The following is a 25,533-nucleotide window of genomic DNA, read 5'->3' as shown; positions in this document are numbered from 1 at the left end:
CGACCCAACCTCTGCCACCCGGTGAATGGAGACAGAATTGGCTGACAAGAAGAACTTGCTGATCATTGGCGCCGGCGGCGTCGCTCAGGTCGTGGCGCACAAGGCGGCGCAATGGGCCGCGGAATTCGGCGCGCTGCACATCGCCAGCCGAACGCAGTCCAAGGCGGATGCCATCGTCGCCAGCCTGCGCGACAAGGGCCACCAGGTGGCGGTCGAGACCCATGCGCTGGACGCCATGGACAGCAAGGCCGTGGCCGATCTGATCCGCAAGCTGGATGCCAAGATCGTCATCAACGTGGGCTCGGCCTTCATCAACATGACCGTTCTGGAAGGCTGCATCGCCGCCGGTGCCGCCTATATCGACACCGCCATCCACGAGGACCCGGCCAAGGTCTGCGAGACGCCGCCCTGGTATGGCAATTACGAATGGAAGCGGCGCGAGGCGGTCGAGAAGGCCGGCATCACCGCCGTCTTGGGTGCGGGTTTCGATCCGGGCGTGGTCAATGCCTATGCCCGCCTGGCCGAGGACGAGTATTTCGACAAGATCGACAGCATCGACATCGTCGACATCAATGCCGGTTCGCATGGCCGCTATTTCGCCACGAATTTCGACCCCGAGATCAATTTCCGCGAATTCACCGGCACCGTCTATGCCTGGCAGGGTGGCAAATGGACCGAGAACAAGATGTTCGAGGTCGGCCGCGAATGGGATCTGCCGGTGGTGGGCAAGCAGACCGCCTACCTGTCGGGCCATGACGAGGTCCACAGCCTCTCGGCGCGCTACAAGGACAGCGATGTCCGCTTCTGGATGGGCTTCGGTCCGCATTACATCAACGTCTTCACCGTGCTGCAATCGCTGGGGCTTCTGAGCGAGCAGCCGGTCAAGACCGCCGAGGGGCAGGAGGTCGTGCCGCTGAAGCTGGTCAAGGCCGTGCTGCCGGATCCGGCCAGCCTTGCCAAGGATTACACCGGCAAGACCTGCATCGGTGATCTGGTCAAGGGCAGCCTGAACGGCAAGCCGGGGGAGGTCTTCATCTACAACGTCGCCGACCACAAGCAGGCCTATGACGAGGTCGGCAGCCAAGGGATCAGCTATACTGCGGGGGTGCCGCCGCTGGCCGCTGCCGTGCTGATCGCGCGCGGGCCCTGGGACGTGAAGAAGATGGCCAATGTCGAGGACCTGCCGGCGCGGCCCTTCCTTGAAATGCTGGGCGAGATGGGCCTGCCCACGCGGGTCATCGATGCCACCGGCGATCACCCGGTCTGACCTGCGGCCTGACCGGGCTTCACAAAGATCAAGCCGCCTGAACGACGCCGTCCGGAACTGAGCTGTTCCGGGCGGCGTTTTGCGTTCCAAGTCCCCCCTGAACGCAAGGCAGCCGAACATGACCGAGCCGACACCCCGTCCCGCCCCGTCGCAGGACGACGCCGAAGTTGCAACCAAGGCGGTAACGGCTCCTCCCGAACCGAAACGGTCCTTCCCCCGTTGGGCGGTCATCGGCACCTTCCTGATCGTGCTGTTCTGGTTCGTCGCCTATGCGCAGGCCTTCCTGATGCCGGTCTCGCTGGCGCTGCTTCTTTTCTTCGTCTTCATCCCGATCCGCCGCTTTCTGGAACGTCGCGGTATTGGTGCGACCATCTCGGCCACGCTGATCACCATGGGCATGATCGTGCTGGTGGTGGGATTGGGTTATCTCGCCTCGGGCCCTGTCAGCCAGATTGTCGAGGACGCACCGACCATTTCCGAGCGCCTGAAGGAGCGCGCGACGGAAATCCGCTCGCAGTTCCGCAAGATCGAGGAAGTGGCCGAGCAGATCGACGAGGCGACGAATGCCGGCGAGGTGACCGATGCGATTCAGGGCGAAGGCGAGGCGGAGGGCGAAGCGGGTACCGCGGTTTCGACCGATTTGACCCAGCCGCGGACCAATGGACTACCTGCGTCGCCGATCGAGGATGCCCAGACGCAGGTCATCAATGACCCGAACGCGACCACGACCGTCACCACTTCGACCACCGAGGCCGCCAATGGCGAGCAGACGGAAACCCGCGACATCACCGTTCAGGTCAACAACTCCGACCGCCCCTCGACCATGGGTCAGGCGCTGTCTCTGGGGCCGGCGGCCTTTGGCCAGGTAATTTTCACGCTGGTCCTTCTGTTCTTCATGATCTCCTCGGGTGATCTGCTTTACCTGAAGATCGTGCAAAGCTTTGACAAGCTGTCGGAAAAGCGCCGCGCCTACGAGGCGCTGCGCGCCATCGAGGGTTCGCTCTCAACCTACCTGGGTGCCATCACCATCATCAATGCCGGGCTTGGCCTCTGCATCGGCATCGCCATGTGGATCTGGGGGATGCCCAGCCCGCTGCTCTTTGGCCTGGGCGGCTTCGTTCTGAACTTCATCCCCTATATCGGCGCCATTGGCGGCACCGCGCTTGCCGGGGTGGTGGCGCTGTTCGTCTTTCCCGATCTCCTCACGCCTGTACTGGTGGCGGGCACCTATCTGGCGCTGACATCGATCGAGGGGCAGTTGATCACCCCCTATTTCGTCTCGCGCAGGCTGCAGCTGAACACGGTCGTCGTGTTCCTGACGGTCGCCATCTGGGCCTGGCTCTGGTCGGTGATCGGGATGATCGTCGCCGTGCCGATGCTGGTGGTGCTGCGGGTGCTGGCCGAGCATATCCCGGGGATGGAGAAATTCGGCAATTTCCTCGCCGGAGAGATCCCGCCCGACATGATGGACGAGGACGAGAAAGAGGCGCGGTAGACGCGGGCCGGTTCCCGCCTCCCGGCACCGGCCCCCGTGCTAGAAGCTGGCGCGCAGGTGGCGCGACAGGATCATCTCGCCGATCTCGATCATATTGGCCTGCGGCTGTTCGAAGATCAGGTCGAGCCAGATCTTCTCCAGCCGCTTCTCGTTGATATCCATAGCGGCCAGGTCGAATTCGATCACCGTGGGGCCGCTGTCTCTGGCCTGCGGCAGGGGCAGGTCGCGCAGGATCTTGTCGGTATTCGGGCCATTCCTGACATTCAGCCGACCGAAACTGCGCAGCGGTTGTTCCGACCACAGCACGGTCTCGAGCCGCAGGATATGGGCCTGCAGCAGGTCGCTCTGTGCCTCGGGCGGCAGATCGATGGAAAGCGACAGGTAGCTGCCGGGGAACCCCTCCGTCTCAAGCTGCAGCCGGAAGGGGGCCAGAGGTTCAGCGCCGGGTATCTGACGCAGGCGCAGCCCGCCCTCGCGGCTGTCATGCCACAGCGCCGCGTCATCCCCCAAGCGCTGGCCGCTCGCCGGATCGCTGATCTCGGCCGGTGTGAGCGTTTGCGACAGCAGACCCGGCCGCCAGCGCAGATCGGTGCCGGCGGGGGCCGGCCGCGTATCCAGCGCCACGCGCGACAGCGCGGCCACCGGTCGGCGGGCCGCGCCCGGCACCAGCCGGGACCACCAGGGCCTTGACCGCATCATCCCCGCCCTGGCCGATTACTGATCCATGTAGACATGGGTTTCCTTCGCCGCCCCCGGATGGGTCACCGCACCATATCGTGCCCCACCAACCAGCTGGGCATATTTCCACAGCGCACCCGAGGCATAATCGGTCTTGCGCCCATTGGTCCATGCGGCCTTTCGCGCAGCAAGTTCCGCGTCCGACAGCGCCACGCTGATCTCGCCCTTGACCGCGTCGATGGTGATCATGTCACCGTTCTGCAGCAGCGCAATGGGGCCGCCATGGGCCGATTCCGGGCCGACATGGCCGACGCAGAAGCCGCGCGTGGCGCCCGAGAAACGGCCATCGGTGATCAAGGCCACCTTCTTCCCCATCCCCTGCCCCGACAGCGCCGCCGTGGTCGACAGCATCTCGCGCATCCCCGGCCCGCCGGCGGGGCCCTCGTTGCGGATGACGATCACCTCGCCTTCCTTGTAGCCGCGGTTCTGCACCGCCTCGAAGGCCTCTTCCTCGCATTCGAAGACGCGGGCCGGGCCGGTAAAGACCTGCTCGGCCTCGGACATGCCGGCGACCTTCACGATGGCCCCGTCGGGCGCCAGATTGCCCGACAGCCCGACCACGCCCCCGGTTCTCGAGATCGGCGTCTCGACCGGGTGGATCACCCTGCCATCGGCCTCGCGGGTGATCAGGTCCAGTTCCTCGCCCATCGTCCGGCCCGAGGCGGTCATGCAATCCTCGTGGATCAGCCCGGCCTTGCGCAATTCGCGCATCACCACCGGCACGCCGCCGACCTCAAAGAGATCCTTGGCGACATAGTCGCCGCCCGGGCGCAGGTTCACGAAATAGGGCGTTTCGCGGAAGATGTCGCAGACATCGAAAAGGTCGAAATCGATCCCCGCCTCGTGGGCGATGGCCGGCAAATGCAGCCCGCCATTGGTGGAGCCGCCGGTGCAGGCAACCACCCGCGCGGCGTTCTCCAGCGCCTTCCGCGTCACCACGTCACGCGCGCGGATGTTCTTCTCGATCAGGTTCATCACGGCTTCGCCCGAGGCCAGCCCGTATTGATCGCGGCTTTCATAGGGCGCGGGGGCGCCGGAACTGTTCATCAGCGCCAGCCCGATCGCCTCGCTGACGCAGGCCATGGTATTGGCCGTATACTGCCCGCCACAGGCCCCGGCCGAGGGGCAGGCAACGCGCTCGAGAATGTCCAGTTCCGCGTCCGACATGTTGCCGGCGGCGTGCTGGCCCACGGCCTCGAACACGTCCTGCACCACGACGTCCTTGCCGTTCAGTTTCCCCGGCAGGATCGAGCCGCCGTAGATGAAGACCGAGGGCACGTTCAGCCGCACCATCGCCATCATCATCCCCGGCAGCGACTTGTCGCAGCCCGCCAGCCCCACCAGCGCGTCATAGCAATGGCCGCGCATGGTCAGTTCCACCGTATCGGCAATGGCATCGCGGCTGGCGAGGCTTGACCGCATCCCCTCATGCCCCATGGCGATGCCGTCGGTGACGGTGATGGTGGTGAACTCGCGCGGGCAACCGCCGCCCTTCTTCACCCCCTGTTTCACCGACTGTGCCTGACGGTTCAGCGCGATATTGCAGGGCGCGGCCTCGTTCCAGCAGGTGGCGACGCCGACCCATGGCGAATGGATCTCGTCCTCGCTGATCCCCATGGCATAGAAATAGCTGCGATGGGGGGCGCGGGCCGGCCCTTCGGTGACATGGCGGCTGGGTAGCTTCGACTTGTCAAAGCGGCTGTTGGACGACATGGCGCACCCCGATCTGGCTGATATGACTGGTTAAGGATTAAGCCGCAGAGCCCAAGGGGGCAAGCGCGGGCGTCAGAGCAGCGGCGAGGCCAGCGCCAGCAGGTTGTTACGGATGCGGCGCAACAGGCTCCAGTTCTTCACATCCTCCAGCGACAGTTCGACCGAGCGGGCGACATAGCTGGCCTGACGCTGGTTCAACTCGTCGGTCACGCCGCTGTCATAGATGGCCATGTTGACCTCGTAATTCAGCTCGAAGCTGCGGCGGTCCAGGTTGGCGCTGCCGATCATCGCATAGCGGTTGTCGACGGTGGTGATCTTGGAGTGCAGCAGCCCGGGCTGGAACAGGTAGATCCGCACCCCGGCGGCCAGCAGGCTGTAATAGAACCCCTCGCTGGTCGCCCCCACGATCAGAGAATCGTTCCGCGCCGGCAGGATCATCGTCACCTCGACGCCCCGCCGCGCGGCCGAGCGGATGGCCGCGTCCAGTGCCATGTCGGGGACGTAATAGGGTGTGGTCAGCACGATCTCGCTGCGGGCGTTCAGGATCATCGTGGCGAGACTGTCCGAGATGCTGCCCGCCCGCCGGTCCGGACCGGTGGCGACCACCTGCGCGGTGTCCCCGGGCTCCTCGACGGCATCGACCATGGCCAGCATCTCGCCCAGGTCGCGGCCGGTATAGCTCATCCAGTCGGCCAGGAAGACCCCCTGCAACTGCCGCACCACCGGCCCCTCGGCAGAAACGAGGATATCAACCCAGGGGGCGTATTTCGGCTTCAGCGCGAAGGCCATGTCGGCACAGTTGCGACTGCCGGTGAAGGCGACGGCATTGTCCACGACCATGATCTTGCGGTGATTGCGCAGGTCGAGCCGCTGGAACAAGAGGCTGATCAGCGGCATCCCCCAGGGAAAGGCGGTGACGCATTCCGCCCCCGCCGCCTGCATCCGCGTCCAGAGGGCCGAGCGCACGAAGAGCCGCGAGCCGAGCGCATCGACGATGACCCGGCAATCGATGCCCCGCCGTGCCGCGCGCTCGATCGCCTCGACCATGCGGGTGCCGCTGTCATCGGCCAGCCAGATGTAGAAGACGATATGGACATGATCCTGCGCGCCGTCGATGGCATCGACCATGGCATCTATGGCGTCATCGCCCTCGGACAGAAGGTGCAGCCGGTTGCCGTCCACCGCCTGCAGCCCGCCCACCGCGCGGTTGACGGCAAAGACCGGCTCCAGCTCGTTCGGGGGATGGGTAATGACATTGGGGCTGGGCTTGCGCAGCCCGGTCAGCCGGTCGCGGACATCGGCCATCTTCTGCACCTCGGCCTGGCGCATCCGCACCTCGCCGAAGAGAAGATAGGCGCCGATGCCGACAATCGGGATCGCCTCGACCACCATGATCCAGGCCAGCCGTACCGAGGGCTCCATCCGCGGTCGAATCAACACGCGCGCCACGACCAGCAGCGCGGCAACGTTGTGCAGGAACAGAAAGGCAGTCGGCCACATGGCGCGCATCTTCCTTCGGCGGCGCAGCAATTGCAATTCCCGCCCATGCGGCCTATCTGGAAGCCGGAATACAGACAGGGCCCGCGCGATGAACTGGATCACCAACTACGTCCGTCCCCGGATCAACTCGTTGTTTTCGCGCCGCGAAGTGCCCGAGAACCTGTGGACGAAATGCCCCGAATGCGGGACCATGCTGTTCCACCGCGAACTGACCGAGAATCTGAACGTCTGCTCGAGCTGCGATCACCATATGGCGATCAGCCCGCGCGACCGGTTCAACTCGCTGTTCGACGGCGGGGTCTTCGTCGAGGTCAAGGTGCCCGAGCCGCTGGCCGACCCGCTGCATTTCCGCGACCAGAAGAAATATCCCGAGCGGATGAAGGCGGCGCAGAAATCCAGCGGCGAGAAAGAGGCCATGCTGGTCGCCGAGGGCGAGATCGGCCGCACCCCCATCGTCGCCGCCGCGCAGGATTTCAGCTTCATGGCCGGCTCGATGGGCATGTATGTCGGCAATGCCATCATCGCCGCCGCCGAGCGGGCGGTGAAGCTGAAGCGGCCGCTGGTGCTGTTCTCGGCCGCCGGTGGCGCGCGGATGCAGGAGGGTATCCTGTCGCTGATGCAGATGCCCCGCACCACCGTCGCGGTTGAGATGCTGAAAGAGGCCGGCCTGCCCTATGTCGTGGTACTGACCCACCCGACCACCGGCGGGGTCACCGCCAGCTATGCCATGCTGGGCGACATCCAGATCGCCGAGCCGGGCGCGCTGATCTGCTTTGCCGGCCCCCGCGTGATCGAGCAGACCATTCGCGAGAAACTGCCCGAGGGCTTCCAGCGCGCCGAATACCTGCTGGAGCACGGCATGCTGGACCGGGTGACCCATCGCAAGAAGCTGAGGACCGAACTGGTCTCGATCCTGCGCCTTCTGGGTCGCCTGCCCGCCCCGATCGCCGGCGACCTGCCGCCGCCGGGCGAGCCAGGCACCGTGCTTGTCACCGATGGCGAAAAACCCGCCTGACCCTTCATCTTGGCCCAAATATCCCGGGGGACCGGGGGCAGCGCCCCCGGCTTGAGCGATGACCCAGTCCGACGCCATCCTTGATCGCCTGATGTCGCTGCACCCCAAGGTCATCGACCTGTCGCTGGACCGGATGCACCGGCTGCTGGCCGCGCTTGGCCATCCCGAGCGCCGCATCCCGCCGGTCATCCATATCGCCGGCACCAATGGCAAGGGCTCGACCCAGGCGATGATCCGCGCGGGGCTCGAGGCCGGGGGCGCCCGTGTCCACGCCTATACCTCGCCGCATCTGGCGCGGTTTCACGAGCGCATCCGGCTGGCGGGCGAGCTGATCCCCGAGGACCTGCTGGCGGCCACGCTGGAGGAATGCGAGGCGACGAATGATGGCCAGCCGATCACCTTCTTCGAGATCACCACGGCGGCGGGGTTCCTCGCCTTCTCGCGCGTGCCGGCCGATTACACCCTGCTCGAGGTCGGGCTGGGCGGGCGTCTGGACGCCACCAATGTCATCGACGACCCGCGCCTGACGATCATCACCCCGGTCAGCATCGACCACACGCAATACCTGGGCGAGACCCTGCCCGAGATCGCCGGCGAGAAGGCCGGCATCCTCAAGCGCCGGGTGCCGGCGATCATCGCCCCGCAGGAGGAACCGGCGCTCGAGGTGATCGAGGCCCGGGCCGAACGGCTGGGGGCACCGCTTCTGATCGCGGGGCAACACTGGTCGGTGGCGCGCGAACGGGACTCGCTGGTCTTCCAGGACGAGAACGGTCTGCTGGACCTGCCTTTGCCGAACCTGCCCGGCCCGCACCAGATCGAGAATGCCGGCACTGCGCTGGCGGCGCTGCGACATCTGGGCGTCAGCCCCGATCAGGCCCGCGCCGCCGTCACCCGCGCCGAATGGCCCGCCCGGATGCAGCGGCTGAAGCAGGGACCGCTGGTCGAGGCTGCAGGTCCCGCTGCGGAACTGTGGCTGGATGGCGGTCATAACCCCGCCGGCGGCCAGGCGGTGGCCGCGACGCTGGCCGCGATGCCGCGCCGCGCCACCTGGCTTGTCTGCGGGATGCTGAACACCAAGGATGTCACCGGCTACATGCGCCCGCTGGCCGACCAGGTCGACGGGCTGATCGCGATTCCCATTCCGGGCGAGCCGAACACCCTGCCCGCCGAGGCGACCGCACAAGCTGCGCGCGAGGCCGGGATTGACGCGCGCGTGGGCGAAAATGCCGAGGCCGCGATCCGCGAAATCGCAAGTACCAGTTCGCAAAGCCGAATCCTGATCTGCGGGTCCCTGTACCTGGCCGGCCGGGTGTTGCGTGAGAACAACTGACGGTTGAAGCGATCTTTTCGTCCGATCCAGTCGGGAAGATCCACGTTACCTCATAATATTGCTGGATTTTTTCGGTAAAACATGCTTTCTTCGCATGTCTAAATGTTGTTCTTTTAAGGGGGACTGTCATGCCCGTCGAGACTTTCCAGGTTTATCGAACCACCGTCGTCAACGGGACTGCGACGGTGTCGGAACTTGTAACGATCTCTGTCAACGACGCCGATAGCAGCGGCTCGATCACTCGGAACGAGTGGATCGCCTTCACCGGGGACTCGGCCGGCCATATCGGCGGTTCGGTCGGCGGCGTTCCTGCGCTTTGGGACGGCACCACTGGCGTGCTGGGGGCGGGTTCGAACGGCTATCTCTATACCGCCACGCCGATCCCCACCACTGCGCCGCAGAACTATTCCACCGTGCAGTCGATTCTGGACGATATCGTCCACGCACCGAAATACGATGTCTCGATCGATGACCTGTCGGTCTGTTTTCTCGCCGGCACCCTGATCGCCACACCCGGGGGCGAGCGCGCGGTTGAAAGCCTGCGTCCGGGCGATCTGGTCCTGACCCGCGATCACGGTCCGCAGCCGCTGGTCTGGACCGGACGAACCGCCATCGATGCCGATCGGCTCGACCGTAACCCGAACCTGCGCCCGATCCGCATTGCTGCCGGCGCGCTTGGCGAGCGGCTGCCGCGGCGCGACCTCTGCGTCTCGCCCCAGCACCGCATTCTGGTCCACGATGCCGATGGGACCGAATATCTGGCGGCGGCACTGCACCTGTGGCGGGCGGGCCTGCCCGGCGTCACGCCGCTGACCGACGGCGTGCCCTTCGACCTCGTCCATATCGCCTGTGCCCGCCACGAGGTCATCCGGGCCGAAGGTGCCGCGACAGAAAGCTTCTTCACCGGCCCGATGGCGATCCGCGCGTTGAGCGCCGAGGACAGGTCCGACCTGACCCGCGCCTTCCCGTCCCTTGCAACGGGCGAGAACCCGATGACCCCTGCCCGCCCCTTCCTCAAGCGGAAAGAGGTTGCGGCCCTGGTGGAAGGGGCACAGGGCGTCACGGCCTGAGCCGCAAGGCCGTCACGCGGCGGGCGGCACACCCCAGGAGGCATCCTGCATCTCGCGCAGCCGGCTGGCGGTGCGTTCGAATTCGAAACTGCCCTCGCCCTCGTTATAAAGCTGTTCCGGCTCGTCGGCGGCGCTGGCGATCAGCCGGACCTTGGCCTCGTAGACCGTGTCGATCAGCGTGACGAAGCGCTTGGCCTCGTTGTAATTCGACAGGCCAAGCCGGGGAATGGCGTCGATCATCAGCACATCGACCGCGCGCACCAGTTCCAAATAATCCGCCGGCCCCAGCGGCTTGCCGCAAAGCTCCCAGAAGCCCGCGCGCCCCACGCCCTCTGCAAAGGCCGGCAGAACCAGCTTGCGGCCGCGCAGCTCGATCTCCAGCGGCGCGGGTGCGGCACCGCCGGTCAGCTCCGTCCAGATCGCGTCCATCGCCGCATGGGCCGCGGCGTCGGCGGGGACGAACCAGACCTGGCCACCAACCGTCCGCCCCTGCCGGTAATCGGTCGGGCTGACCAGTTCCACCACCTGCATCCGCTCGTGAATGAGCTTGATGAAGGGCAGGAACAACTGCCGGTTCAGCCCGTGCTTGTAGAGGTCATCGGGCGCGCGGTTCGAGGTGGTGACGATGACCACGCCCTCTTCGAACAGCGTCTGGAACAACCGGCCCACGATCATCGCATCGGCGATGTCGGTGATCTGCATCTCGTCGAAGCACAGCAGCCGCACGTCGCTGGCGATCTTGCGGGCGACGGGGCGCACCGTGTCCTGGTCGCCGCGCTTCCGCGCCGCCTCCAGCCCCGCCTGCACCTCCTGCATGAATTCGTGGAAATGCACCCGGCGCTTGGCAGTGATCGGCGCCGCCTCGATGCAGAGATCCAGCAGCATCGACTTGCCACGCCCGACCCCGCCCCAGAGATAGAGCCCGGCCTGCCCCGCCGGCGCCGACGCGCTGGCCTGCCCGCCCCCGAACAGCCGCCGCCAACCGCCGTTCGATTTCACCGGCGCAGCCTCCGCCAGACCCGCCACCAACTCGTCCAGCAGCGGCAGAACCCGCTGCTGCGCCGGATCGGCGGTCAGCTTTCCGCTGGAGACCCGCTGGTCATAGAGCTCGCTGACGCTGCTCATGCGGGAAGCGCTTTCACCATGACCACCCTGCCACCTCTCACCACCGTCCCTCGGCCCTGTTCCGCGCTGCCGGTTCCGGCAGGTTCAACACGGGACTAGCACAGGAGCCGCCGGATGGAACAGTCGCCGCGGTCGATCGGGATGCGGGGGGGTTGTGATCATCACCGCAGCACGCTCCGTCACCAGCCTTATGGCCTCGGTCTTGAACTCACGGCTGAACTTCCGTCTCGTCATATCCACTCTCCGGTTCCTTGGTCACGATCTTATCTTCGTGTCCACCAAACCGGCAGCAGCTCAGGGTCCTTGGGCTCATCTGTCAAGCGCTCTGTCCAGTATTGCTCGTTTCGCCACACACCCTTCTTTCAATGCTATTTTCCGAGGAAGAGTAAGGCGACGGAACGATCGTCGGCAGCTTAGCCACGGACTCGGGTAGCTGGCACCAAGTTCTCAGAGAACTGGCTGAGCCTGTTGGCCTAGGCGAACCAGTCTTGGCGACGTCGCCTTGATCTTCGGTACGGGCTCGCTTGATCCGGGTGCCGCGGCCTGCAGGCTAATGACGGGGCCTGCCCTATGGGGGTTCAAGCTTCTAGCCACATTTGGCGGTCGCACAGGAAGGTCCTGCCGCCCGGAGAGATACCGGACGACGATCTCTCGCGCTCCCGCTAGACGATAGGCCCGCCAGATCCGAAGCCCCGTCCCCTACAGCCTCCCTGAACGGGAAGCCGCAAGGCCAAGATGTCGCGATCCGGCCTATGGCGGCCCGAGCAGCAGGTTGGGCAGGCCGGTCACGAAGCCCGGCACCAGGATCAGCAGGATCAACACCGCGACCAGCGGGATCAGAAAGGGAATGGTCGCGCGGATCAGGGTCTCGAGGCGGATACCCGAGACACCGGAGACGACGAACAGACCGACCCCCATCGGTGGCGTCATCAGCCCGATCATCAGGTTGAAGATGAAGACCACGCCGAAATGGACCGGGTCGATCCCGGCAGAGATCAGCGTCGGCGCCAGCACGGGGACGATCAGGATCATGATCGCCAGACCCTCGATGAAGAAGCCCGCGACCAGAACCGCGATATTGATGATGATCAGCAGCATCAGCGGGTCGTCGGTCAGGGTCAGCAGCCAGCTTGCCAGCCGCATCGGTGCCTGATGCGCGGCAAGGATCCACGCGAAGATGCTGGCGGTCGCCACGATCAGGCAGACCATCGCGGACATGCGGATGGTGTCGAGGATCACCTTCCACAGGTCACGCAGGCTCATCTCGCGATAGATGCAGAAGGACAGGACCAGCGCGTAGAGCGAGGCGACGACGGCGGCTTCGGTCGGCGAGAACAGGCCGAAGGCGATGCCCGCGATGATGATGCCCGGCGTGGCAATGGGCAGGGCCGCGCGCAGGAAGGCGATGCGCACGTCGCCGAGACTTGGCACCGGGTCGCGCGGATAGTCGCGGCGGCGGGCGAACCAGGCGATCATGATCATCAGCGCGCCGGCCGTCAGCAGGCCCGGCACGACGCCGCCCAGAAACAGCCGCCCGATCGACACGTCGGCCAGCACGCCATAAAGCACCATCGGGATCGAGGGCGGGATCATCGGACCGATGATGCAGGAGGCGACGGTCACCGCCCCGGCGAAACCGGCATCATAGCCGGCCTTGCGCATGGCCCGGATCTCCATGTTGCCAAGTCCCCCGGCATCGGCCAGCGCCGATCCCGACATGCCCGAGAAGACCACCGAGGCGACGACATTCACATGGCCGAGGCCGCCGCGCATGTGGCCGACCATCACCCGGGCGAGGCCGAAGATGCGCTCGGTGATGCCGCCGGTATTCATCAGGTTGCCGGCGAAGATGAAGAAGGGCACCGCCAGCAGCGGAAAGGAATCCGAGATCGATTTTGTCATCCGCTGCGCGATCACCACCAGCGGCGTGCCGTCCATCCAGAGCTGGGCCAGCGACGATACGCCCAGGGTCAGGGCGACGCTCATCCCCAGGGCAAGCAGGACGAGCCAGAGTGTCAGCATGAAAGCCATCGTCTTCCTCTCAGATCATCGTTTCGACGCCGCGGCGCGGCAGTCCGTCGCGCCAGATGCTGCGGATGGCGGCAAGCGAGCGGACCAGCATCAGCGCCGAGGCGGCGGGCACGGCGGCGTATTCCCACGTCGAGGACACCCCCATGGCGATGGTCGGCAGGTTGGCGACCTTCATGGCGACGGTGGTGCCCGTCCAGGCCACGACCGCGAAGAACACGGCCCCGGACAGATGCATGGCGATGGCGATGGCGGCACGCGGCCGGTCGGGCAGCGCATCGACCAGCATGGTCACCGCGATCAGTCCCCCCGTGCGCATGGCATAGGCCGCGCCGAAGAACACGATCCAGGTAAATGTCAGCCGCGCCAGCTCCTCGGTCCAGGGAAACTGGACCGGAAGCAGATAGCGGCTGAGAAGCTGCGCCGTCAGCGCAGACAGCGCGAGCGTAAACAGCGCGATCAGGAACACCCCTTCAAGCCTGTTGAAGATCCGCATGGCAGTCACCCCTTGCCGAGAATTGCGATCTGGCCGACCGGTCGCGCAACACCTGCTTTCTCCGGTCGGCCTGCCCTGGTCGGCGCTATTCGACCTCGGCCAGCGCCTCGTAGGTGCCCGCCCCCCAGACATCCTCGAACTGGGCGTAGATCGGCTTGACCGCCTCGGCGAAAGCGGCGCGGTCGGGATGGGTGACCTTCATGCCGGACCCTTCCAGCTTGGCGATCAGCCCTTCCTCGAGTTCGGCGATCTGCTTGTTGTAGACATCGCCCGTCGCCTGCAGCACCTCCAGCACCACGGCACGATCCGCCTCGGAGGCCGCGTTCCAGGCGGTTTCCGACACCAGCGGCGATACGGTCTGGACCAGGTGACCGGTCAGCGCCAAATGGTCCTGCACCTCGTAGAACTTGCCGGCCTCGATGGTGGGCAGCGGGTTTTCCTGACCATCGACCACGCCGGTCTGCAGGCCCAGATACAGCTCGGGGAAGGCCATCGGAGTCGGACGGCCGCCAAGCGACTTGATGAATTCAAGGCTCAGCTCGATCTCGGGCACGCGGATCTTCAGATCCTTGACATCCGCCGGGGTTTCGATCGGCCGGACATTGTTGGTCATGTGCCGGGTGCCGTAATACCAGACATCCAGCATGCGGATGCCGTGGTCGGTGCGCAGCTTTTCAAGAAGCTCTTGCCCCTTCTCGCTGGCGTAGAGCCGTTCCAGATGGGCAAAGTCCTTGGCCAGATAGGGCGCCTCGAGCACGCCAAGCTCCTTGGTCCACTGGCTGAGGATGCCGGCGCCGTCGAAGGCCATCTGATGCGTGCCGAGCGTCATCCCGGTCAGGATCTCCTTGGCGCCGCCGACCTGGCCCGCCGGGAACACCTTGATGTCGATGCGGCCCTCGGTCCGCTTGGCGATTTCGGTCGCGGCCTGTTCCAGCGCGCGGTTGCCCGGATGATCCGGCGGCAGGATGTGACCCAGCCGCCATTCTTCGGCCATCGCCCCGGAGGCAGCCAAGCCGATTGCGATGGCGGCCAAGGCCGCCTTTTTCAAGTTGTTGATTTTCATGTGATCCTCTCCCTTTTCTCCCACGCGGACCGTCAGTCCGCGATCACGATCTGGCGCTGTGCGCCAAGTCCTCCGATGCCCAGTTCAACCACGTCGCCGGGTTTCAGGTAGCGCGGCGGTTTCTGCCCCAGCCCCACGCCCGGCGGCGTGCCGGTCGAGATCACGTCGCCCGGATGCAGCGACATGAACTGGCTGAGGTAATGGATCAGGAAGGCCACGCCATAGACCATGGTCGAGGTCGAGCCGTCCTGCATAGTCTCGCCATTCACCGTCAGCCACATGCCCAGCTGCTGCGGATCGGCGATCTCGTCGGGCGTGACCAGCCAGGGGCCGATCTGTCCGAAATTGTCGCAGCTCTTGCCCTTGGTCCATTGGCCCTGACGCTCGGTCTGGAAGGCGCGTTCGGACACGTCATTGGTGACGCAGAAGCCCGCGACATGATCCATCGCCTCGGCCTCGCTGACATATTTGGCGGTCTTGCCGATCACCACGGCCAACTCGACCTCCCAATCGGTCTTGGTCGAGCCGCGCGGGATGACGATGGGATCGTTCGGCCCGCAGATGGCGCTGGTGGCCTTCATGAAGATGACCGGCTCGGGCGGAACGGCAAGGCCGGATTCCGCCGCGTGGTCGGCATAGTTCAACCCGATGCAGATGAACTTGCCGGTGCCGGCGACCGGCGGTCCAAGCCGGGGCGATCCCCCGACCACCGGCAGCGCCTGCAAGTCCAGATCGTGCAGATCGCCCAGCTTGCCCAAGGCCTCGCCCTGCAGGTCGCCGGTCAGGACGCCGGTCAGGACGCCGGAGAGGTCGCGGATGGTGCCATCATCGTCCAGCAGCCCGGGCTTTTCCTGCCCCACTTCGCCATAACGCAGAAATTTCATCGAGATGTCCCTTGTTCAGATTGTCCAGCCGCCATCGACGGCGAGGCATTGTCCCGTGGTGAAGGCGCTTTCGTCGCTGGCCAGGTAGGTGGCCAGCGCGGCGATTTCCTCGGGCCTGCCGATCCGGCCCATGGCCTGCCGCGCCACGAAATCGCGCATCGCCTTGTCGTAATCCCCGGTCGCCCGCAGCCGGTCATGCAGCGAGGGGCTGTCGACCGTGCCGGGGCAGATGGCGTTGCAGCGGATGCCCCGGGTGACGAAATCGGCGGCGACCGCCTTGGTCAGCCCGATGACCGCCGCCTTGGAGGCGCAATAGGCAAAGCGGTTCGGCACGCCCTTCACCGACGAGGCCACCGAGGACATGTTGAGGATCGACCCGCCGCCGCGGCTCAACATGCCGGGCAGCACCGTCTGGATCATCCGGTATTGCGCCTTGGCGTTCAGGTCGAAGGCGAAGTCCCAATCCGCGTCGGTGCAGTCGAGGATCGATCCGGCATGGACCACCCCGGCGCAGTTGAACAGAACGTCCAGCCCGTCGATCTCGGCCACCAGCGCCTCGATCGCCGTCTTGTCGGTCACGTCCAGCCGGCGCGCGATGGCGCCCTCTATGCTGCCGACCGCATCCGCATTCAGATCGGTCGCCCAGACCGTCGCGCCCTCGCGCAGCCAGGCCTCGGCGGTTGCGCGGCCGATGCCCTGACCGGCGGCGGTCACAAGGCAGGTCTTTCCAGTCAGTCGTCCCATGGTCATTCCTCAAACAGGCAGGCAAGCCGGGCCGATGGGCTCGAAGCTTTTGTAGGTCAGGATGAATTCGGCATGGCCGAGCGATTCCGAGGCGGTCTGGCGACCGTTCGCGACCTCGAGGGTCAGATCGAAGATCTCGTCACCCACCTCGGCCAGCGGCGTGCCCGACAAGACCCGGCCTGCGTTCACGTCCATGTCCTCGGTCAGACGGGCATAGGTCTCGGGATTGGCGCAGATCTTGATTACCGGCGCCAAGGCCGAGCCGACGACCGAGCCGCGCGCGGTTACGAACAGCGTCAGATGCGCGCCCGAGGCCATCATCTCGACGATCTCGGCATTGTCGCTGATGTTCGGGAAGCCAAAGCGCACCTCGCCATCGGGCACCACGTCCATCAGGTAGAGCCCGCCCTTGGGCGGGATGTCGCCGGGCTTGATCAGACCGCTGATCGGCGACTTGCCGGACTTGGCATAGGCCCCCATCGACTTTTCCTCGATCGAGGACAGTCCGCCCTCGGCATTGCCGGCGGCAAAGCTGCCGTAACCGAGCGTGGCATAGTAGGCCGCCGCCTTCTCGACCGAGGCGGTCAGTTCGCGTCCCAGCTCGGGCGTGGCGGCGCGGGCGGACATGATGCCCTCGCAGCCGATCAACTCGCCGGTTTCCTCGAAAATGCAGGTCGCGCCCGCCTCGACCAGCCGGTCGAAGGCCAGACCCACCGCCGGGTTGCCGGTGATGCCGCTGGTCCCGTCCGAGCCGCCGCAGACCGTGCCCACGACCAGTTCCGACAGCGCCATCGGCACCCTGGGTGCCGCCGCCAGTTCCGGCAGCCGAGCTGCCACCCAGTCGCGGCCCGCCTCGATGGTCGCGCGCGTGCCCCCTGCCCGCTGGATGACCAGTGTCTCCACCGGGCGTCCGGTCGCGGCGATGGTCTTTTCCAGCTGGAAGCGGTTGAAACTTTCGCAGCCGAGGCTGATCAGCAGTACCGCACCGACATTCGGATGGGTGCAAAGCCGCTCCATCATGGTCTGGGCATAGGCATTGGGATAGCAGCCGGGAAAGCCGATGACCTGCGCGCCCGCGTCCCGATAGGGCTGGACGATCTCGCGCGCAACGTGATGGGCGCATTCGACCAGATAGGCGACGGCGAGGGTGTTGCGGATGCCCTTGCGCCCGTCGCTGCGCAGAATGCCCTCAAGCATCGCGGCCTCCTGTCGCGGTTTCATTGAGCACATGGGTAGGCGTGTAATCGCTTTGCATGTTGTGGACATGGACATGCTGGCCGGCAGCAATGTCCTCGGTCGCCGAGCCGATGGACACGCCGTATTTCAGGATCTTCTCGCCCTTGGCGATGGGCCGCGCGGCGACCTTGTGGCCAAGCGTCACCGCCTCGCGCAGATGCATCTCACCACCGCCATTGATCGCGGTGGCGCCCGGAACCAGCGGGCCGGTGGCCACCAGCACATTGTCCTCCACCGCAAGGCGCAGCAGCCCGGCGGTGATCGGTTGGTCTGTCATCGGTGGCATCACAGCGCCTCCATGGTCGCGTTCTCGATCAGGTCCCAGTCCAGTTCGGCGCCAAGCCCCGGCGCATCGGGCAAATGCGCGACCCCGTCACGGATCGGCAGTTCGCCCTTGAGGCCGAAGGCAAAGTCCCGGACCGGGGCCAGCAATTCCAGATAGCTGCAGTTGCGCACCGCGGCGCAGAGATGCAGGTTCATCATCTCGAGCGGATGGAAGATGGCGGTGTGGATCTCGCAATTCATGCCGAAGGCCTCGGCCAGGCGCGCCGATTTCAACACCCCGGTCACACCGCCAGTCCAGCTGACATCGGCGCGGATCACGTCGACCACTTGGCGCGCGACGATATCGGCAAGGCTGTAGGGATGGCCGGCCAGCGTCTCGGTGCCGACCACCGGAATGTCCAGCTGCCGCGTCAATTCGCGCAGCGCCGGGATGTTCTCGTCTGCCATCGGCTCCTCGAACCAGGCAAAGCCCAGATCCTCCAGCCCGCGGCCATAGCGCAGCGCATCGGGCAGGCTGAGATTGGCGACCGGGTCGCTCATCAGCGGGAAGCCCTCGCCCACCGCCTGCCGCACGGCGGCATGGATCTGCAGGTCCTCCTCGACCGAGCGGCCCGGCGGGTGCAGCTTGTAGGCGGCAAATCCCTCGGCCTGCGCCGACCGGGCCTCGGCCACGTAATCCTCGGCCTGCTCCAGAAACATCGAGCTGAGATAGACCGGAACGCTGTCACGCGCCGCGCCGATATAGCGGTACAACGGCAGGTCCGCCGCCTCGGCCGCCAGCAGCCAGAGGCAGCAATCGATCGGCCCCCAGACATAGATGGGGAAATGCCCCCACATGCGGTTGCGCAGGCGGAAATCATGCCACAGCGCCTCGCGGTCATGGACATTGCGGCCGGTCAGAAAGGCGTCCAGCGATTTCGCCAGCCGGGCCGAGCCACCGGCATCCGCACCGGCAAAGCCGAACATCGAGGCCGAGCGGCCGCATTCCGTCCGCAGCGTATAGACCAGAAAGTCCTGCCGCCTTCCGCCAGCCGCACCGCGCAGCATCTCGCTGTCGGGCGCGGCGCTGGCGCTGCAGGCGCGAATATCGAGCCCGGAGATGCGCATCAGAACTTGCCGTATTTGAGGTAGGCTTCCTGCGGGTCCGTCCCGGCAAGGATCGCATTGCGCACCTTGCTTTCGGTCTGCATCGCCTCGACCGATTTCTCGGTGACCTCCGCCACGATGGCGCGCGGCACCCGGACCATGCCGTCACGATCCCCCATCAGATAGTCGCCCTGGGCGATGGCCACACCGCCGATATGGATCACGCCCCCCGTCTGCGTCGGCAGCCAGCGACCGACGATGTCATTCGGGGTATGGCCGCGCCGCCAGGTCTGGAAGCCGATCTCGATCAGGAAATTCGTGTCGCGCGCCAGCCCGTCCAGCACGCAGCCGAGCACGCCCTTGTTCTTCAGCGTCTCGGCCGACAATTCCCCCATCTGCGCCAGATCATGGGTATGCGGCTGGCAGACCCAGACATGGCCCGAGGGCGCCTTGGACAGAAGCCCGGTCCAGGCCAGCAGCGTCTCATGCGCGTCGGCGGCGTCTGCCGGATGGCCCTCGATGGTGAAGGCCGGCCCGCAGAGCGTCATCTCGGGCATCAGGGGGGTGATATCGGAGGGCAGCGTAAAGTTGCGCAGACCCATCGCCCTGAGCGTGTCATGCACGACCCCGGAATAGCAGGTCGAGAGCCGCTTGGTCATCAGCGCGTCGTCAATCATGGTGGAACACCTCTTTCATCATGGCCCACCAGTCTTCCGGTGCGGCGGTCTTGAACGGGACCTGGCAGGGCGCGGTCAGCGCCCACCAGTCCCGCGTCTTCGGATTAGCCGCCATGCGGGCGGCATCGGTGGCGAAATCCTCGCCGTGATATTCCCAGTAGCCGAAGAGGATATCCTCGGGCTCTTTCAGGAAGATCGAGTAGTTCCGGATGTTGCAGGCGCTGATCCGCGCCAGCACCTCGGGCCAGACCTTGGCGTGAAGCCGCAGGTACTCGGCCTTTCTCCCGGGCTTCAGATGGATGACCATGGCCATGCGTTCCATGGCCTAGGCGCCCAGCCTGATCGGGGTGATGACGCCATGCCGGGCGATCGCGTCCCAGTCCCAGGTGATCCCCAGCCCCGGATCGTCCGAGGGCATGGCGCGTCCCTGTTCGATGCGCAGCCCCTCGGGCGCGATCAGGTCCAACTGGGGGATATATTCCAGCCAGGGCGCTTTCGGCACGGCGCAGACCAGGCTGGCGTGCAGCTCCATCAGGAAATGCGGGCAGATCGGGATGTTATGGGCCTCGGCCAGATGGGCGATCTTCAGCCAGGGGGTGATGCCGCCGACGCGGGCGACATCGGCCTGGACGATGCTGCAGCCGCCGGCCTGCAGGTAATCCTTGAACTGCGACAGCGAATACATGCTCTCGCCGACGGCGATGGGAACCGGCGTGGCATTGGCCAGCCGCACATGCGCACCGACATCATCGGCGGGCATCGGCTCCTCGAACCAGGCCACCCCGGCCTCTTCCAGCACGGCGGCACGACGGACCGCCTCGGGCAGGGTGAAGGACTGGTTGGCGTCGGTCATGATTTCGTAACCCGCGCCCACGGCCTCGCGCACGGCCATCAGCCGGGCCCGATCCTCGGAGAGATGCGGGCGGCCGATCTTGATCTTCGATCCGGCAAAGCCCTGCGCCTGCGCCGCCAGCGCGTCATCGACCAGCGCCTGCGTCTCGATATGCAGCCAGCCGCCTTCGGTGGTGTAGAGGGGAACCGAGGCTTTCGCCCCGCCCGCCATCCGCCACAGCGGCAGACCCGCGCGGCGGCAGCGCAGATCCCACAGCGCCGTGTCGATGGCCGCCAGCGCCAGCGAGGTGATGGCGCCGACCGCGGTGGCATGGGTCGCGAACAACAGATCGCGCCAGATGCCTTCGATCTCTTCGGCCTCGCGCCCGATCAGCCGCGGCGCCAGCGTGTGCTGCAAGAGGGCAATGACCGACGGACCGCCGGTGCCGATGGTATAGGAATAGCCGGTGCCGACCGCCCCATCGGCATCGGTGATCCGCAGGATCGGGGTTTCCTGCGACTCGAAGCTCTGGATGGCATCGGTGCGGCGGACCTTTGGTTTCAGGTCCACCATCAGGATCTCGACATGGGTGATGCGGGCCATTTCTACCTCAGGCTTTTGCCGGTGTCGGCGTCGAAAAGATGGCAGCGGTCCAGCGACAGCTGGAAGCTCAGCACCTCGCCCGGCAGGATCGGGCGCGGGTTCAGCATCTTGCCCTGCACCTCGACCCCGGCCAGTTCGGTCAGGATCAGGGATTCCGCCCCCAGCGGCTCGGCCAGCGTCACCGGCAGGTCAAGCAGCGCGACCGGCCCGGTTTCGGCCAGTCCGTGCCCGACCGGCATGAAATTGTCGGCGCGAAAGCCAAAGATCACGCGCGCGCCCTCGGGTGGAGTGTCGATGCCGGGCGGGACGGGCAGTTGCCCGCCGCCCGCCAGTTCCACCACGCCGCCGCGAAGCTCGCCCTTGACCAGGTTCATCGGCGGCGACCCGATGAAGCTGGCGACGAAGGTGTTGACCGGGCGCTCGAATACCTCGAGCGGGGTTCCGGTCTGGACGATATGCCCGTCCTTCATGATGACGATGCGGTCGGCCAGCGTCATCGCCTCGACCTGATCATGGGTGACATAGACGACCGTGGTGCCGACCTGCCGGTGCAGCTTCTTGATCTCGACCCGCATCTGGGTGCGCAGCTTGGCATCGAGGTTCGACAGCGGCTCGTCGAACAGGAACACATCGGGATGGCGGACGATGGCACGGCCCATGGCGACGCGCTGGCGCTGACCGCCGGACAGCTCGCCCGGCGTGCGGTCCATGTAGGGCTGAAGGCCAAGAATGCGCGCCGCCTCGTCGGCAGCCGCCTCGATCTCGGCCGGCGGCCTGCCGGCGATCTTCAGGCTGAAGCCCAAGTTCTCGCGCACCGTCATATGCGGGTAAAGCGCGTAATTCTGGAACACCATCGAGATATTGCGCTGGCGCGGCGCCAGCCGGTTGACCACCCGGTCGCCGATCGAGATCTCGCCCTCGGAAATCTCTTCCAGCCCCGCGATCATCCTGAGCGTGGTGGACTTGCCGCAGCCCGAGGGGCCAACCAGCACGACGAATTCGTTATGGGCGATGTCCAGATCGATGCCGTGGACGACCTTGTGACCGCCATAGCGTTTGACCACGTTGCGCAGCGAAACTTCTGCCATGTTCCTATCCCTTGACCCCGCCAAAAGTCAGCCCTGCGATCAGGTGCTTCTGCACCAGGAAGGTCAGGACCAGCGCGGGGATGATGATGATGACCGCCATTGCGCTCATCCCGGCCCAATCGATGGTGAACTGGGCGGTGAAATCCATCAGGCCCACCGGCAGCGTCTTGCTGTCGGTCGAGCGTGTCAGCTGGCTGGCCAGCGCGTATTCGTTCCACGATGTCAGGAAGGCGAAGATCGCGGCGCTGGCGATGCCTGATTTGGCGAGCGGAAACTCGACCTTCCAGAAGGCCTGCCAGGGGGTGCAGCCGTCGATCTGCGCGGCTTCTGACAGATCGCGCGGCACCTGCCGGAAAAAGCCCTCGGTCAGCCAGACGGTGAAGGGCACGTTGATCGCGGTATAGACGATGATGACGCCCAGCTTGGTGTCGATCAGGCCGGTCCAGCTCCACATGATGAACAGCGGCAGCGACAGCGCAATTCCCGGCACGCAGCGCGACAGCATCAGCCACAGGAAGGCCGCGCCCTTGCCCGGAAAGCGATAGCGGGCAAAGGCATAGCCGCCCGACATACCGATCACCACGGCGACCACGGTCGAGGTCACCGAGATGATCAGCGAGTTCAGGAAATAGGACCCGACCGGGATCGCCACGACCGCATCACCCAGCCCGAAGATGGCGCGGAAATTGTCCCAGGACAGATCGCGCGGAATCCAGACGGCGGGCTTGGTCAGGATCTCGCCATTCGGGCGAAAGGCCGACAGCACCACCCACAAACCCGGCATGCAGATCACCAGCATGACCAGGAAGGTGCCGATCCAGATCAGGATATCTTTCTGCCGGCGGCTCATCAGAACACCCCCAGATGTTTCCGCGCAGCCATCAGCTTGCGGAAGAAGTACCAGGTGAAGAAGATCGACAGCAGGATCGAGACATAGGCCATGGCATTGGCCTGCCCCATGCGGCTGTCGTCATAGGCGGTGCGGGCGATCAGCGTCCACAGAAGCTCGGTCCGCCCGGCCGGGCCGCCGCCGGTCATCACATCGACGATGTCATAGGCCCGTGCCACGTCCAGCGAGCGGATGGTCATGGCGATGTAGATGAAGGGCATGAGGAAAGGCAGCGTGATATGCCGGAAGACCTGCCAGTTGGTGCAGCCATCGACGCGGGCGGCCTCGACCGGGTCGCGCGGCATGGCAAACAGACCGGCAAGGATCAGGATGGCGAAGATCGAGGTCGACATCCAGATCTCGGCAATGGCGATCGAGGCGAAGGCCAGCCAGCGATCGACGAGGAACGGGATCGCGTGACTGGTCAGACCCAGCGATTGCAGGGCGTTGTTCACCACGCCGATGGTATCGTTGAACATGTACTTGAACTGGAAGCCCACGAGGATAGGCGAGAACATCATCGGGAACATCATGATGGTCCGCATGGTCCGCTGGCCGAAGGTCAGCCGGTTCACCATCAGTGCCAGCCCCAGCCCCAGCAGCATCTCGAGGTTCAGGACCAGCGTCAGGAACAGCACCGTGCGCCCCAGCGCCGCCCAGAAATCCCCGTCGCCCAGCACCCGGACATAGTTGCGGAACCAGACGACATCCCACAGCGACTCGGGCCGGATCAGGCGATAGTTGGAAAAGCTGGTATAGAGCGAAAAGAGCAGCGGCAGCAGGACCACCAGCAGGATTACCAGCACCGCCGGCGACAGCAATGCCAGCGGCACGGCGTTATCGCGCAGATATCGTCTCAGGCGGGACATGCTGACCTTTCGCGCACCGCGCCGTCGGACGCAGTCTGATTGCAAGGAAATTGGAATTGGCCCGCCGCGCGGTAGGACATGGGCGGCGGGCCAGAGGTGGCGCCTAGTTGTAGCCGGCGTCGGACATGATCAGGTTGACCTCCTCCGCCGCTTCGTTCAGCGCCTCTTCGGCCGTCTTATCCCCCAATATGGCGGCCTGAAGCTGGGGCCAGAGCGCGTTCGAGATCTCGCCCCATTCCGGGATCAGCGGCGGGGTGAAGGCGTGATCTCGCATGGACTCGCCAAAGACCTTGAACACCTCGACCATGAAGGTGTCGCCCTTCGCCTCGAACTCGGCCAGCACATCGTCCCAGACCTTGGTGCGCGTCGGCAGCAGCCCGCTGCGCGCCTCCATCATCTGGGCGTCATGGCTGGTCAGGAACATGATGAGGCTGGCGGCAGCTTCCTTGTTGTCGCAGGTCTGGGTGATCGAGAAGCTGTGCGAGCCGGACCAGCCGGTGCGCTTGCCGCCCGCGCCCTTTGGCGCCAGCGCCACCCCGACATCGCCGGCGATCTTCGAGTCCTTGCCGTTGAAGAAGGCCGCCCAGCCCGCCCAGTCCAGGTCATAGGCAACGGCGCCGGCCGCGAACCCGAGACCCAGATCGTCCCAGACATAGTTGGTCGTGCCCGCCGGCACCGCTTTTTCCTTGTAGAGATTGACGAACCAGTTCAGCGCCATCACCCCTTCGGGGCCGTTGAAGGCGGCGGTGAAGTCGTCGTTCAGCAGCTTGCCACCATCGGCGACCAGCATCTCGTAGAAGCGCCCGGTGATCGCCTCGTCCTTGCCGGCGAAATGGGTGCCGTAGCGATCGGGCGGATTGGCGAAGAAGATCGCCTGGTCGGTCGCCTGGTCCCAGGTCTCGGGCGGGGTCAAGTCATAGCCGAAGCGCTCCTTGAACTTGGCCTTGTTGTCCGCGTCCTCGTAGAGCGACTTGACGTAATACATGTTCGACACGTCGGAATGCCGGGGCAACGACATGAGTTGCCCGTCCACCGTCGCGTGCTGGATCACCAGCGGCGAGAACTCGGCCACCACTTCGGCCGGGATCAGGTCATTCAGTGGCTGGTTCATCGCATTATATTGCGGCGCGAAGTTGGTGTGGCTCGAGAAGACGCAGTAGCCGGTGTTCCCGGCCGCGATGTCCTGCTTCATCTCGCGGTCCAGCTCGAAATGGCTCTTGCGCGACAGGATCTCGACCTTGGCGCCGGTCGCCTTTTCCCATTCGGGGATCAGCGTGTAGAGCGGCTCGTACTGCGCGCCTCCGATCAGCTTTACCCGCAGCGTATAGCCATCGAACGTCCCGTAGTCCTGCGCCTGCAAGGGTGCCGCCAGCAGTGTGCTTGCGGCAAGCGCAGCCGCAAGGCTGGTTCTGGTCATTGCCATCAGTCTCCTCCCTGAGCCGTGAGTGGCTTTATTCGTATATGAGTTTCACATTCATAAATGAAGCGTTCTGCTTGTGT

General features: G+C 65.3%; 24 protein-coding genes. 5 read left to right on the top strand and 19 right to left on the bottom strand.

Features of this window, described 5'->3' with window-relative positions; all coding sequences use genetic code 11:
• The first annotated feature begins 37 nt into the window (after nucleotides 1-37).
• Nucleotides 38-1,267, top strand: coding sequence for a saccharopine dehydrogenase family protein (locus tag CX676_RS00600; protein WP_232816541.1), 1,230 nt, complete (start codon nucleotides 38-40; stop codon nucleotides 1,265-1,267).
• A 118-nt stretch (nucleotides 1,268-1,385) separates the two neighbouring features.
• A complete protein-coding gene (locus tag CX676_RS00595; protein ID WP_101750890.1) occupies nucleotides 1,386-2,762 on the top strand; it encodes an AI-2E family transporter in 1,377 nt (458 codons plus the stop codon).
• Nucleotides 2,763-2,801: 39 nt separating this feature from the next.
• On the opposite strand, the gene CX676_RS00590 is transcribed toward CX676_RS00595, so the two are convergent.
• From CX676_RS00590 to cls, 3 genes are all read right to left on the bottom strand, one after another.
• Complete coding sequence (locus CX676_RS00590) at nucleotides 2,802-3,458, bottom strand: DUF6478 family protein (RefSeq protein WP_157935809.1); 657 nt, start codon at nucleotides 3,456-3,458, stop codon at nucleotides 2,802-2,804.
• 18 nt (nucleotides 3,459-3,476) lie between these two features.
• Nucleotides 3,477-5,213 (bottom strand): dihydroxy-acid dehydratase, encoded by a 1,737-nt coding sequence (gene ilvD / locus CX676_RS00585; protein WP_101750888.1) that lies wholly within the window; start codon nucleotides 5,211-5,213, stop codon nucleotides 3,477-3,479.
• A 72-nt stretch (nucleotides 5,214-5,285) separates the two neighbouring features.
• Nucleotides 5,286-6,713: a cardiolipin synthase gene (cls, locus tag CX676_RS00580; protein WP_101750887.1), complete on the bottom strand. Its 1,428-nt coding sequence runs from the start codon at nucleotides 6,711-6,713 to the stop codon at nucleotides 5,286-5,288.
• 88 nt (nucleotides 6,714-6,801) lie between these two features.
• Between cls and accD the strand changes: the two genes are divergently transcribed.
• From accD to CX676_RS00565, 3 genes are all read left to right on the top strand, one after another.
• Nucleotides 6,802-7,728, top strand: coding sequence for an acetyl-CoA carboxylase, carboxyltransferase subunit beta (gene accD / locus CX676_RS00575; RefSeq protein ID WP_101750886.1), 927 nt, complete (start codon nucleotides 6,802-6,804; stop codon nucleotides 7,726-7,728).
• Nucleotides 7,729-7,786: 58 nt separating this feature from the next.
• On the top strand, nucleotides 7,787-9,058 hold the full coding sequence (locus CX676_RS00570; protein ID WP_101750885.1) for a bifunctional folylpolyglutamate synthase/dihydrofolate synthase: 1,272 nt from the start codon (nucleotides 7,787-7,789) through the stop codon (nucleotides 9,056-9,058).
• 128 nt (nucleotides 9,059-9,186) lie between these two features.
• Nucleotides 9,187-10,128, top strand: a complete 942-nt coding sequence (locus tag CX676_RS00565) for a Hint domain-containing protein (RefSeq protein WP_101750884.1) — start codon at nucleotides 9,187-9,189, stop codon at nucleotides 10,126-10,128.
• A gap of 12 nt (nucleotides 10,129-10,140) precedes the next feature.
• Here the strand turns inward: CX676_RS00565 and zapE are convergent, their stop codons facing one another.
• From zapE to CX676_RS00485, 16 genes are all read right to left on the bottom strand, one after another.
• Nucleotides 10,141-11,253 carry a cell division protein ZapE gene (gene zapE, locus CX676_RS00560; protein ID WP_101750883.1) on the bottom strand — a complete coding sequence of 371 codons (1,113 nt, stop codon included), beginning with the start codon at nucleotides 11,251-11,253 and terminating at the stop codon, nucleotides 10,141-10,143.
• A gap of 750 nt (nucleotides 11,254-12,003) precedes the next feature.
• Nucleotides 12,004-13,284: a TRAP transporter large permease gene (locus CX676_RS00555; RefSeq protein WP_101750882.1), complete on the bottom strand. Its 1,281-nt coding sequence runs from the start codon at nucleotides 13,282-13,284 to the stop codon at nucleotides 12,004-12,006.
• 10 nt (nucleotides 13,285-13,294) lie between these two features.
• The gene (locus CX676_RS00550) at nucleotides 13,295-13,777 is read right to left on the bottom strand and encodes a TRAP transporter small permease (RefSeq protein ID WP_157935808.1); all 483 of its coding nucleotides are present in this window, start codon (nucleotides 13,775-13,777) and stop codon (nucleotides 13,295-13,297) included.
• Between the two features lie 85 nt (nucleotides 13,778-13,862).
• Entirely contained in the window at nucleotides 13,863-14,840 is a 978-nt protein-coding gene (locus CX676_RS00545; protein WP_101750880.1) for a sialic acid TRAP transporter substrate-binding protein SiaP, read from the bottom strand.
• A gap of 32 nt (nucleotides 14,841-14,872) precedes the next feature.
• Complete coding sequence (locus CX676_RS00540) at nucleotides 14,873-15,724, bottom strand: fumarylacetoacetate hydrolase family protein (RefSeq protein ID WP_101750879.1); 852 nt, start codon at nucleotides 15,722-15,724, stop codon at nucleotides 14,873-14,875.
• A 15-nt stretch (nucleotides 15,725-15,739) separates the two neighbouring features.
• Nucleotides 15,740-16,468: an SDR family oxidoreductase gene (locus CX676_RS00535; protein WP_198590248.1), complete on the bottom strand. Its 729-nt coding sequence runs from the start codon at nucleotides 16,466-16,468 to the stop codon at nucleotides 15,740-15,742.
• Between the two features lie 9 nt (nucleotides 16,469-16,477).
• The gene (locus CX676_RS00530; protein ID WP_101750877.1) at nucleotides 16,478-17,665 is read right to left on the bottom strand and encodes a UxaA family hydrolase; all 1,188 of its coding nucleotides are present in this window, start codon (nucleotides 17,663-17,665) and stop codon (nucleotides 16,478-16,480) included.
• A complete protein-coding gene (locus CX676_RS00525) occupies nucleotides 17,658-17,990 on the bottom strand; it encodes a UxaA family hydrolase (protein ID WP_157935807.1) in 333 nt (110 codons plus the stop codon). The genes CX676_RS00530 and CX676_RS00525 overlap by 8 nt, the downstream gene beginning before the upstream one ends.
• Complete coding sequence (locus CX676_RS00520) at nucleotides 17,990-19,096, bottom strand: enolase C-terminal domain-like protein (protein ID WP_101750875.1); 1,107 nt, start codon at nucleotides 19,094-19,096, stop codon at nucleotides 17,990-17,992. Before CX676_RS00520 ends, CX676_RS00525 begins: the two co-directional genes overlap by 1 nt.
• Nucleotides 19,096-19,752 (bottom strand): RraA family protein, encoded by a 657-nt coding sequence (locus tag CX676_RS00515; RefSeq protein ID WP_101750874.1) that lies wholly within the window; start codon nucleotides 19,750-19,752, stop codon nucleotides 19,096-19,098. The genes CX676_RS00520 and CX676_RS00515 overlap by 1 nt, the downstream gene beginning before the upstream one ends.
• Nucleotides 19,745-20,065, bottom strand: coding sequence for an L-rhamnose mutarotase (locus CX676_RS00510; protein ID WP_232816540.1), 321 nt, complete (start codon nucleotides 20,063-20,065; stop codon nucleotides 19,745-19,747). Before CX676_RS00510 ends, CX676_RS00515 begins: the two co-directional genes overlap by 8 nt.
• 12 nt (nucleotides 20,066-20,077) lie before the next feature.
• Nucleotides 20,078-21,187 carry a mandelate racemase/muconate lactonizing enzyme family protein gene (locus CX676_RS00505; protein WP_101750872.1) on the bottom strand — a complete coding sequence of 370 codons (1,110 nt, stop codon included), beginning with the start codon at nucleotides 21,185-21,187 and terminating at the stop codon, nucleotides 20,078-20,080.
• A 2-nt stretch (nucleotides 21,188-21,189) separates the two neighbouring features.
• On the bottom strand, nucleotides 21,190-22,275 hold the full coding sequence (locus CX676_RS00500; RefSeq protein WP_101750871.1) for an ABC transporter ATP-binding protein: 1,086 nt from the start codon (nucleotides 22,273-22,275) through the stop codon (nucleotides 21,190-21,192).
• Between the two features lie 4 nt (nucleotides 22,276-22,279).
• On the bottom strand, nucleotides 22,280-23,125 hold the full coding sequence (locus CX676_RS00495; protein WP_101750870.1) for a carbohydrate ABC transporter permease: 846 nt from the start codon (nucleotides 23,123-23,125) through the stop codon (nucleotides 22,280-22,282).
• The gene (locus CX676_RS00490; protein ID WP_101750869.1) at nucleotides 23,125-24,033 is read right to left on the bottom strand and encodes a carbohydrate ABC transporter permease; all 909 of its coding nucleotides are present in this window, start codon (nucleotides 24,031-24,033) and stop codon (nucleotides 23,125-23,127) included. Before CX676_RS00490 ends, CX676_RS00495 begins: the two co-directional genes overlap by 1 nt.
• A gap of 103 nt (nucleotides 24,034-24,136) precedes the next feature.
• A complete protein-coding gene (locus CX676_RS00485) occupies nucleotides 24,137-25,456 on the bottom strand; it encodes an extracellular solute-binding protein (protein WP_101750868.1) in 1,320 nt (439 codons plus the stop codon).
• Nucleotides 25,457-25,533 lie beyond the last annotated feature (77 nt).

This window comes from Paracoccus zhejiangensis, from assembly GCF_002847445.1.
In the GTDB taxonomy this organism is placed as follows: domain Bacteria; phylum Pseudomonadota; class Alphaproteobacteria; order Rhodobacterales; family Rhodobacteraceae; genus Paracoccus; species Paracoccus zhejiangensis.
Note: the sequence above shows the minus strand (reverse complement) of the source record. Positions and strands in the feature narration are given on the sequence as shown.